The sequence below is a fragment of the Flavobacterium sp. genome (assembly GCF_049318325.1).
In the GTDB taxonomy this organism is placed as follows: Bacteria; Bacteroidota; Bacteroidia; order Flavobacteriales; family Flavobacteriaceae; genus Flavobacterium.
Window position 1 is genome coordinate 1 of record NZ_JBMOGQ010000093.1, and the last position, 9398, is coordinate 9398.

Annotated in this window: 12 protein-coding genes; 7 read left to right on the forward strand and 5 right to left on the reverse strand. The window is 31.4% G+C overall.

Annotated features, from left to right (window positions below; translation table 11 throughout):
• Positions 1 to 273: TIGR03643 family protein (locus ACOYLP_RS08810; RefSeq protein WP_422855807.1), on the reverse strand; the 273-nt coding region annotated here is incomplete at its 3' end.
• A 128-nt stretch (positions 274 to 401) separates the two neighbouring features.
• Between ACOYLP_RS08810 and aroB the strand changes: the two genes are divergently transcribed.
• The 5 genes from aroB to ACOYLP_RS08835 all read left to right on the forward strand — a co-directional run bounded on the left by aroB (position 402) and on the right by ACOYLP_RS08835 (position 4732).
• The gene (aroB, locus tag ACOYLP_RS08815; RefSeq protein WP_422855817.1) at positions 402 to 1469 is read left to right on the forward strand and encodes a 3-dehydroquinate synthase; all 1068 of its coding nucleotides are present in this window, start codon (positions 402 to 404) and stop codon (positions 1467 to 1469) included.
• A gap of 58 nt (positions 1470 to 1527) precedes the next feature.
• The gene (locus ACOYLP_RS08820) at positions 1528 to 1707 is read left to right on the forward strand and encodes a hypothetical protein (RefSeq protein ID WP_422855808.1); all 180 of its coding nucleotides are present in this window, start codon (positions 1528 to 1530) and stop codon (positions 1705 to 1707) included.
• A 55-nt stretch (positions 1708 to 1762) separates the two neighbouring features.
• Positions 1763 to 3163 (forward strand): arginine decarboxylase, encoded by a 1401-nt coding sequence (locus tag ACOYLP_RS08825; protein ID WP_422855809.1) that lies wholly within the window; start codon positions 1763 to 1765, stop codon positions 3161 to 3163.
• 163 nt (positions 3164 to 3326) lie between these two features.
• Entirely contained in the window at positions 3327 to 4301 is a 975-nt protein-coding gene (locus ACOYLP_RS08830) for a deoxyhypusine synthase family protein (RefSeq protein ID WP_422855810.1), read from the forward strand.
• 11 nt (positions 4302 to 4312) lie between these two features.
• On the forward strand, positions 4313 to 4732 hold the full coding sequence (locus tag ACOYLP_RS08835; RefSeq protein WP_422855811.1) for a DNA primase: 420 nt from the start codon (positions 4313 to 4315) through the stop codon (positions 4730 to 4732).
• Positions 4733 to 4848: 116 nt separating this feature from the next.
• Here the strand turns inward: ACOYLP_RS08835 and ACOYLP_RS08840 are convergent, their stop codons facing one another.
• From ACOYLP_RS08840 to ACOYLP_RS08855, 4 genes are all read right to left on the reverse strand, one after another.
• Positions 4849 to 5367 carry a DinB family protein gene (locus ACOYLP_RS08840; protein ID WP_422855812.1) on the reverse strand — a complete coding sequence of 173 codons (519 nt, stop codon included), beginning with the start codon at positions 5365 to 5367 and terminating at the stop codon, positions 4849 to 4851.
• Between the two features lie 262 nt (positions 5368 to 5629).
• Positions 5630 to 6112, reverse strand: a complete 483-nt coding sequence (locus tag ACOYLP_RS08845) for an Lrp/AsnC family transcriptional regulator (RefSeq protein WP_396140446.1) — start codon at positions 6110 to 6112, stop codon at positions 5630 to 5632.
• Between the two features lie 45 nt (positions 6113 to 6157).
• Positions 6158 to 7297 carry a M14 family metallopeptidase gene (locus ACOYLP_RS08850; RefSeq protein ID WP_422855813.1) on the reverse strand — a complete coding sequence of 380 codons (1140 nt, stop codon included), beginning with the start codon at positions 7295 to 7297 and terminating at the stop codon, positions 6158 to 6160.
• A 10-nt stretch (positions 7298 to 7307) separates the two neighbouring features.
• Positions 7308 to 7889: a 1-acyl-sn-glycerol-3-phosphate acyltransferase gene (locus ACOYLP_RS08855; protein ID WP_422855814.1), complete on the reverse strand. Its 582-nt coding sequence runs from the start codon at positions 7887 to 7889 to the stop codon at positions 7308 to 7310.
• Positions 7890 to 7947: 58 nt separating this feature from the next.
• Between ACOYLP_RS08855 and ACOYLP_RS08860 the strand changes: the two genes are divergently transcribed.
• Together ACOYLP_RS08860 and ACOYLP_RS08865 are read left to right on the forward strand one after the other, a co-directional pair.
• Complete coding sequence (locus ACOYLP_RS08860; protein WP_422855815.1) at positions 7948 to 8610, forward strand: spermidine synthase; 663 nt, start codon at positions 7948 to 7950, stop codon at positions 8608 to 8610.
• On the forward strand, positions 8610 to 9392 hold the full coding sequence (locus tag ACOYLP_RS08865; protein ID WP_422855816.1) for a potassium channel family protein: 783 nt from the start codon (positions 8610 to 8612) through the stop codon (positions 9390 to 9392). Before ACOYLP_RS08860 ends, ACOYLP_RS08865 begins: the two co-directional genes overlap by 1 nt.
• Positions 9393 to 9398 lie beyond the last annotated feature (6 nt).

Below are 9398 nucleotides of genomic sequence, written 5' to 3' on the forward strand. Positions count from 1 at the left end.
AATAGCACGTTGTAACTTGCATTTAAATCGGTCGATGCCTTCAACTCTTTTTGCTGCATGTTTGATTTTACAGTTTTCTACTCGCTCGCGCCACAGTTTGTAACTGCTAAACTTGAGTTCTTTTTTCATTAACGCTTTTACATCGGCTTCCGACAAACCAAACTGAAATTTAATAGCGTCAAACGGAGTTCTGTCTTCCCAAGCCATCTCTATTATTCTATCAATGGCAATATCATCTAAATTGGGATTTACGGTAATTGGTTTTTTGTTCATTCTTTTAAATAAAACTTTAAACAAAAGTAAACTTTATTTTTGATACAAAAACAAAATTCTATTAATAAATCTTATTGCGTTAATTAGAAAAAAAATCCATTATTTTGCTGAATACAATTTAAACAATGATGGAATCTATAGCTGCAAATGGCTACCCAATAGTATTCAGCGAAAACGGATATGACTTTCTGAATGACTTAATCGAAAAAAATAAGTATTCTACTATATTTATTTTATCAGATACAAATACAAATGAGTATTGCCTCTCTCGTTTTCTTCCTCTATTGGCTACAAATAAAACTATAGAAATTATTGAGATTGAATCTGGAGAAACTGAAAAGAATATTACTACTTGTGTAGAAATTTGGTCTATACTAACTGAATTAGGTGGCGATAGAAAAAGTCTACTTATTAATGTTGGTGGTGGTGTAATTACCGATATTGGTGGATTTGTGGCGTCAACTTTTAAGAGAGGAATTGATTTTATGCATATTCCAACCACACTTTTAGCCATGGTTGATGCATCCCTTGGCGGAAAAAATGGAGTTGATTTAGGCAACCTTAAAAATCAGATTGGCGTTATCAACGTTCCAAAATTAGTACTTATTGACACTGACTATTTATCGACATTGCCACAAAACGAAATGCGCTCCGGTTTGGCAGAAATGCTTAAACACGGTTTGATTGCAGATGCTGATTATTGGTCAAAATTCAAAGAAATGAACGATATTGATTTCGCTGATTTTGATGGGTTAATATATCGTTCGATTGAAATCAAAAATGATATTGTAATGCAAGACCCAACTGAAAATGGCATCCGAAAAGCACTAAATTTTGGACACACTTTAGGACATGCCATCGAAAGTTATTTTCTGGAAAATGAAAACAAAAAAACCTTGCTGCACGGTGAAGCCATTGCTGTGGGAATGATACTGGAGAGTTATATTTCTTGGAAAAAGAAACTACTTTCAGCGTCAGAATACATAGAAATTAAAAATACTATTAATGCTGTTTTTGAAACCATAGTTTTTAAAGAAAATGACTTAAAACCTATACTCGAATTACTCATTCATGATAAAAAAAATGAGTACGGAAAAATTCAATTTGCATTGCTTGATGGAATTGGAAACATAAAAATCGATCAAGAAGTTGAAAATGAATTAATTATAAAATCTTTTGCCGATTACAACAGTTAATATAATTTTGATACGAATAGTTGCATTTCGAATATATTATTTTTTTACATTTGCCCTAATGAAAAAAAGTACCAACACTTCTATTTACAGCATTAATAGTCAAGGAATCAATACTAATTTCTTTACTGTTTCTAATCATTTTTTTATACTCAAAAATGATTTAATGGACTTGTGTTCACCAATTACATTTTTATTTCAAGAAAAACTTCCTATTATTTACGCTAATATTAGAGTTTGAATTCTAGATTATTTTGTTTTTTATAAAATGATTTAATCTCTTATTATATACTCTAATGAATACTAAATATTTCGATTTAATAAATCAAACGTTCTACTTCCCACAGGAAGAGTTCACCCTAAACAAAGACCACCTTCAGTTTCATAATATCGATTTAATGAAATTAGTAGAGCAATATGGTACTCCTTTAAAATTTACTTATCTACCTCAAATTTCCAACAATATTAATAAAGCCAAGTCCTGGTTTAGAAAATCGATGGAAAAAAATAAGTATGATGCAAAATATTACTATTGCTATTGTACCAAAAGCTCCCATTTTAGTTTCATCATGAATGAAGTTTTAAAAAACAATGTTCATATAGAAACTTCTTCAGCTTATGATATTAATATCGTTGAGAATTTAATTGCTCAAGGAAAAATAAATAAGAGTACTTATATCATTTGTAATGGTTTTAAAAGAGATCAATACATTAAAAATATAGCTCGATTGCTTAATAACGGATTTAATAAAACGGTGCCGATTATTGACAATTATGAAGAATTAGATTTATTGCAAGAAGCTATTGATGGTAAATTCAAAATAGGAATCCGAATCGCTGCCGAAGAAGAGCCAAAATTTGAATTCTATACTTCTCGTCTCGGTATTGGCTATAAAGACATCGTGCCTTTTTATCGTAAACAAATTCAGGAAAATAAACAAGTAGAACTAAAAATGCTTCACTTTTTTATCAATACCGGAATAATGGATACCGCTTACTATTGGAACGAATTAGTGAAATGTATTAAGGTTTATGTAGCATTAAAAAAAGAATGCCCAACTTTAGATAGCTTAAATATTGGTGGCGGATTTCCAATCAAAAATTCGTTGGCGTTTGAATTTGATTATCAATACATGATAGATGAAATTATCAATCAAGTAAAAATTGCTTGCGACGAAGCTGAAATTGACGTTCCTCATATTTTCACTGAATTTGGATCGTTTACAGTAGGAGAATCAGGCGGAGCAATTTATCAGGTTTTATATCAAAAGAAACAAAACGATAGAGAGAACTGGAATATGATTGATAGTTCATTTATTACTACTCTACCTGATACATGGGCAATTAACAAACGTTTTGTAATGCTGGCTGTTAACCGATGGAACGATACTTATGAAAGAGTACTATTAGGTGGATTAACATGCGATAGCGACGATTATTATAACTCCGAACAACATATGAATGCAGTGTATTTACCAAAATACAGTAAAGAAAAACCATTATACATAGGTTTCTTCAACACTGGAGCTTATCAAGAAACTATAGGCGGTTTTGGGGGTCTTCATCACTGTTTGATTCCACAACCGAGACATATTTTGATAGATCGTGATGAAAATGGAATTTTAGCTACTGAGGTTTTCTCAGAACAACAAACTTCAGATGAAGTATTGAAAATATTAGGGTACGAAAAAAAATAACATCCTATTTTCAGTGTAAATAACCCTTATTTATTACATTAAAAAATGTAAAAAAAATAGTTTGAAGTTATAAAAAAATAGATTTTCTTTGAAACATAATCTTCAAACTAAATATAAAGAAGTTAATTGTATTTAGCTCAGCGGAATAAAACAAAAACGAATAATGAGTAAAGGACCAATCAGTCAGTTTATAGAAAAACATTACCTTCATTTCAATGCGGCAGCGCTTGTTGATGCAGCAAAAGGATATGAAGCACATTTGCTGGATAATGGCAAAATGTTAATTTCGCTTGCCGGCGCCATGAGTACGGCCGAGTTAGGAAAATCATTAGCCGAAATGATTCGTCAGGATAAAGTGCACATCATTTCTTGTACGGGCGCCAATTTGGAAGAAGATATTATGAATTTGGTAGCTCACAATTCTTATAAAAGAGTTCCAAATTATCGTGATTTAAGTCCGCAGGAAGAATGGGATTTATTAGAAAATCATTTTAATCGGGTTACCGATACTTGTATTCCAGAAGAAGAAGCTTTCCGCAGATTACAATCGCATTTATATGATATATGGAACAATGCTAATTCAAAAGGAGAACGTTATTTTCCGCATGAATTCATGTATCAAATGATTAATTCAGGCGTATTGGAACAATACTATGAAATTGATCCAAAAGATTCTTGGATGGTTGCGGCAGCAGAAAAAAACTTGCCAATTGTAGTGCCAGGTTGGGAAGACAGTACTATGGGAAATATTTTTGCTTCCTACTGTATTAAAGGAGAATTTAATGCAACCACTATGAAAAGTGGTATCGAATATATGATGTGGTTGGCCGATTGGTATCCAAAAAATTCAAGTGGTAAAGGTTTAGGTTTCTTCCAAATTGGTGGTGGAATTGCAGGAGATTTTCCAATTTGCGTGGTGCCGATGTTATACCAAGATATGGAAATGCACGAAGTTCCGTTTTGGAGTTATTTTTGCCAAATATCCGATTCGACTACCAGTTACGGTTCTTATTCCGGAGCTGTTCCCAATGAGAAAATTACCTGGGGAAAATTAGATATCCACACACCCAAATTTATTGTTGAATCAGATGCAACTATTGTTGTACCTTTAATCTTTGCCTACTTACTAGATTTATAAACTATTTTTTTATGAGAAGAATTATTGTAGATTATGCTAAACTAACTGGTGACATTCTGAATTTATTGGTAGATAAATTCCCTGAAGGTTACGACGACTCAGATATTATTCGTTTTAGAAATGCCCAAAACGAATTAATAGAAGCTGTTGAAGTTAAAACAGAAGACACAATTTATTTGGTAAAAGTCAGTACGAAATTAGCCAGTCGAATGGAGAAATACGATGAAGAAGATATTGACTCTGTAGTAGAACCAATTGAACCAATAAAAGGGTTAGATGATGATGAAGATGCACCAAATGAAAATGAAGATGAGGAAGAAGAAGATTTGTTAAAAGACAAAGGCGGTTCTGATGATGGCGATGACGATGAAGACGATGATGATTTTGAAGCTTCAGATAACTTTGAAGAAGACGAAGACGACGAGGAATAAACGAAATACGAAGTATAAAATATAAAACCCAAGTTCTTAATTGAAATTGGGTTTTACTTTTTAAGTCAATTAATACATATTTAAAACTTCGTCCCTCGTAATTCTAATTTTGTATTTTATAAATATCTTTCCTCAAAAACTCTTTGATGGTGATTTTGATGTCCGATGATAGTAAACCCAAGAGCCCGAACTGACATTTGATTATTCGAAGCAATACCTATTCGCAACAATTCTTCATTTGAAAATGATTTAAATAAAGATAAAGTAGCTTGTCTAACAACAGCCAAATCAGTCAATAAATCCTGAATGCTTCTTTTGATTGCATTAGCTTCGTCAACATAATCGTTTTCCTCAAAACCGGGTAATTCTGCCTTGTCATTTCTAGCAAAACGCAAAGCACGATAGGCAAAAATTCTTTCGGCATCAATCAAATGCTGAATGATATCTTTTATAGTCCATTTTCCTTCAGCATATCGGTAATCAAATTTATCTAAAGGAATGTTTTGTACAAATTTTATAAAGCGATGTACCGAGATTTCAAGTTCTTCAATAAGCGCGTATTCGCCAGAAACCTGGTTTATATAAGTAGCATTAAACACTGCAAATTCCTCAGGTTGTAAATCGGATGGTTTCATATTGAATGATATTAGTACAACAAAGGTCATATTTTTTTTGAAAAAGAATAAGAACTTTGAATTTCTTTTACATTTTTTTATTTGATATAGTGCCATCAACAGTTTCGCTTTTATTATTTCTGCTATAGATTCATATCGGAAATAATAAACGGGTTCTAATAATTCATCTGGGCAGTATTCAAATAGTACTAATCATTGATTTTAATGTCACAAAAAAACCTCAAGTGAAAAACTTGAGGTTTAAATTTATTTTTAACTAATACTAATCCAATTCTTGAAAAATAGTATGCATCAAACGCTTTTTGTCGTTTATACTTTCTTCTAATGAAACCATGGTTTCGGTTCTATAAACACCTTCAATATCGTCAATCATATAGATCACATCTTTTGCATGCTTGGTATCTTTAGCTCTAATTTTACAAAAAATATTGAATTTACCAGTAGTAACAGAAGCCACTGTAATGTATGGAATTTCATTAATACGCTCAAGAACAAATTTAGTTTGTGACGTATTATTCAAAAACACACCAATATAAGCTATAAATGCGTAACCTAATTTTTCATAATCCAAAGTTAAAGAAGAACCCATAATAATTCCTTGATCTTCCATTTTCTTTACTCTCACATGCACAGTTCCCGCAGAAATCAATAGTTTTTTTGCTATATCTGTAAAGGGAATTCTAGTGTTATCTATCAACATATCCAAGATTTGGTGGTCTACTTCATCTAATTTAAACTTACTCATAAAATATATTTTTATTAAAATCTAATTTAAAGGTGAAATCTATAGTTACTTGAGCAAAGCACCATTAACTATTTCAATTTCTCCTAAATAAAAGTTAGCTTTTTTATCTAAAATAGGATAATTAATTTCGCCATCATTATAGGTTTCGCCTTTAGCGTCTATTTCTAGGTGACCGAAATAATTTTCTAAATTATCAATTTGAGCAATCTCTGCCTCAAAAAACACTTTTTTGTTATTTAAAACTTCTTTGAACTGAGCTGCAAAATTGATAATTTTTTCGTTACCATCATAATTTATTTTGACATTTTTATAAACAAAATCATAAAAAACGACTTTATTTTGCGGAATTTTTAGGTAAATATCAATTTCATTGAGAACTATATCGTTTTCGTTCAAAAACCTGATTCCTGAAATCAAGGCAATAAAAATATATTTTCTGGTGATTTCTCTTTCATAATCGTTGGCAAAATGTCCCGCTTCAAAAAGGATAGTTGGCACATTTAAGTATTGAAAAGTATCTCCCACGCAATTTAAATTAAATGAGTCGTCAAATCGACCCACTTGATTTGGGATAAATTGTTGCAAAGCTTTGTTCATCGCCACAATAACATTCATGGCTTTAATTCGAACATCATTGATATCCCTGTTTTCATTGAAAGCTGGTGCTAAAAACGAAACTGTAGCCGTGTTTCCGCTTTCGCCCGCGCCATAAATAGTACGTTGATCGTGAAGATTATAGCAATAATTAGGTTGAAAAGTTTCAAATGTTTTTCTTAAAACTTTACTTTCAGGCTGAGAAAGATTTTGTGCATCCCGATTTAAATCTATTCCGTTGGCGTTTTCTCTAGTATATAATTTGGCGCCATCCGGATTGAGCATTGGCAACATACAAAAAGTAAAATGGTCTAAAATGACACTGCTCTCTTTCGTATTTGAATTCAAAAAATTAATAAAGTCGAACAATGCTTTAGTAGTCGTGCTTTCATTTCCGTGCATTTGTGACCACATCAAAATTCTGATTTTTCCTGTACCGAATTGCAATTTATAAATTGGCTTTCCTAAAACGGATTGTCCAATAATTTCAGCTTGTTGCTTTAAAATTAAAGGTTCAATATATTCTAAAGTGATATAGCGTCCGGAAATTGATTCCTCTTTATACTGTAGATGTAGCTCTAAATATTTCATTCGTCTGGTTTTAAACTTTAACGGAGGCATCGCCGAACTCAGCGAAGCTAAATCCTCTTTCCTGAATTTTTCCTTTGGCATCTTTAAATAATGGCAATAGAATCTTCATATCTTCTTCATAATTTCCGGTTACATAAAAAGGATCGCCAATTCTAACTTCTTTTTTACTATAATCAAAAGCTACTGGAATAATCGGAACGTCAGCTTTCAAAGCTATATAATAAAATCCTGTACGGAGTTCGGTTACTTTCTTCCGAGTTCCTTCAGGAGATAATGCTAATCTAAAAACTTCCCTTTTATTAAAAATGGCAACCGTAGCGTCTACATTATTTTTTCCACCACTTCGGTCTAATGGTGCTCCTCCAACACTTCTAAAATACCATCCAAAAGGAAACTTGAACAATTCTTTTTTACCCACAAAATTCATTTCTATACCTATAATTCCTCTTGAAAATAATCCTAAAAAGAAATCAAAGTTGCAGGTATGTGGAATAACTGCAATGACACATTTTTTAATACTTGCATCAACATTACCAATTAGTTTCCAACCAAGCAAACGGTAGAAAATAAATTTATAAAGTCGCTTCTTCATACTGTTTATTTTCCGTAAATTTAGTGTTTCTCTATTACTTTTAAGAAAATATTTATTGATGATTCGAAAACTATTTAGCTATTTTATACCGATTAACATTTACAAAAAAAAATCTGCGGTCAGCAAAACTCTTGAAGTAACTTGGAACAATGGCGAATTGGTTCTAGACAGTAAAAGCACTAATTATTCTTATGGAAGCTTACAACGAATACTAAGAAAAGGCCTAAAATATATAGGTTTTGAACGCATTCGAAATTTTGAGAGCATTCTGGTACTTGGTGTTGCAGGTGGTAGTGTAATAAAAACTTTAGTAGATGAAATCAAATTTAAAGGAAAAATTACCGGTGTTGAAATTGACGCTACTGTTATTGATATCGCAAATAGCTATTTTGAATTGGATAAAATTCCAAATCTTGAAATCGTGATTGATGACGCTTTTGAATTTGTTTTGAAAACCAAGCTAAAATACGATTTGATTATCATTGATATTTTTGAAGATACATCAATGCCTAACTTTTTATTTCAGGATTTTTTTATAAATAGAATCAATTCGTTGCTAAATCTGAACGGTTTTATTTTGTTCAATACTATGGTAATCAACAAAACAGAAGAAGAAAGAAACCTAATTTACAAATCAAAATTCGGCGGTGAATATTCCTTAAGAATGTATCCGAAAGTCGAAATTCACAACGAATTATTTACAATTAAAAAACTAAAATAATGGGACTTTTAAGAAAATTATTGATCGGAAAAGTTTCTCCAAACCAAAAGCCAAAATTCAATCCTATTGAAAGACGGATTTTAAATATTAGAGCTATTTGGAACAATGACCATCAATTTGATAACGGAATTGAAAAAATTGTAAGATTGTTTCTTTCTTCTTCACAATTGTTATTTCCTGGTGTTTACATAAAATATGCATCCAATAAAATTGGACACGAATATCAAGATATAGCACTTGATCTATATGTTTTGGCAAAGGTTTTATTCCCGTTGGTTATTTTGACAAATCATTGGCAATACAATCATTTTATTCTTTATACGATGATTTATTTGTTATTGGAAACTGTATTATATATACCTACTTTAATTTTTGCTTCCGATTTATTCACTCGCCCACGTTCCTATAAGCGATCGATGTTAATGTTGTTTTTTAATTATTTGGAAATAATATTTTCTTTTGCTGTTTTATATACTCATGGTAATAATATGAACAAGCCATTTAGACATTGGTTTGATGCCATTTATTTTAGTATTGTGAGTTCAAACTCTATAGGTTTTGGCGATTATTACCCAATATCACTTTTTGGAAAAGTTTTAGTTAGTATTCAAGCTATGTTCTTCTTATCGTTTGTGTTGTTGTTCTTGAATTTCTTTTCTACGAAACTAAAAAGTAAAGGTTATTTTGAATATCAAAATCAACCTAACCTCGTAAGTACAAGGATGTTCACTGCACTGAGCATCCCCCTTCAGGAAGAGTTCTTTGTAAAGATGCTCGCATAACTTCTA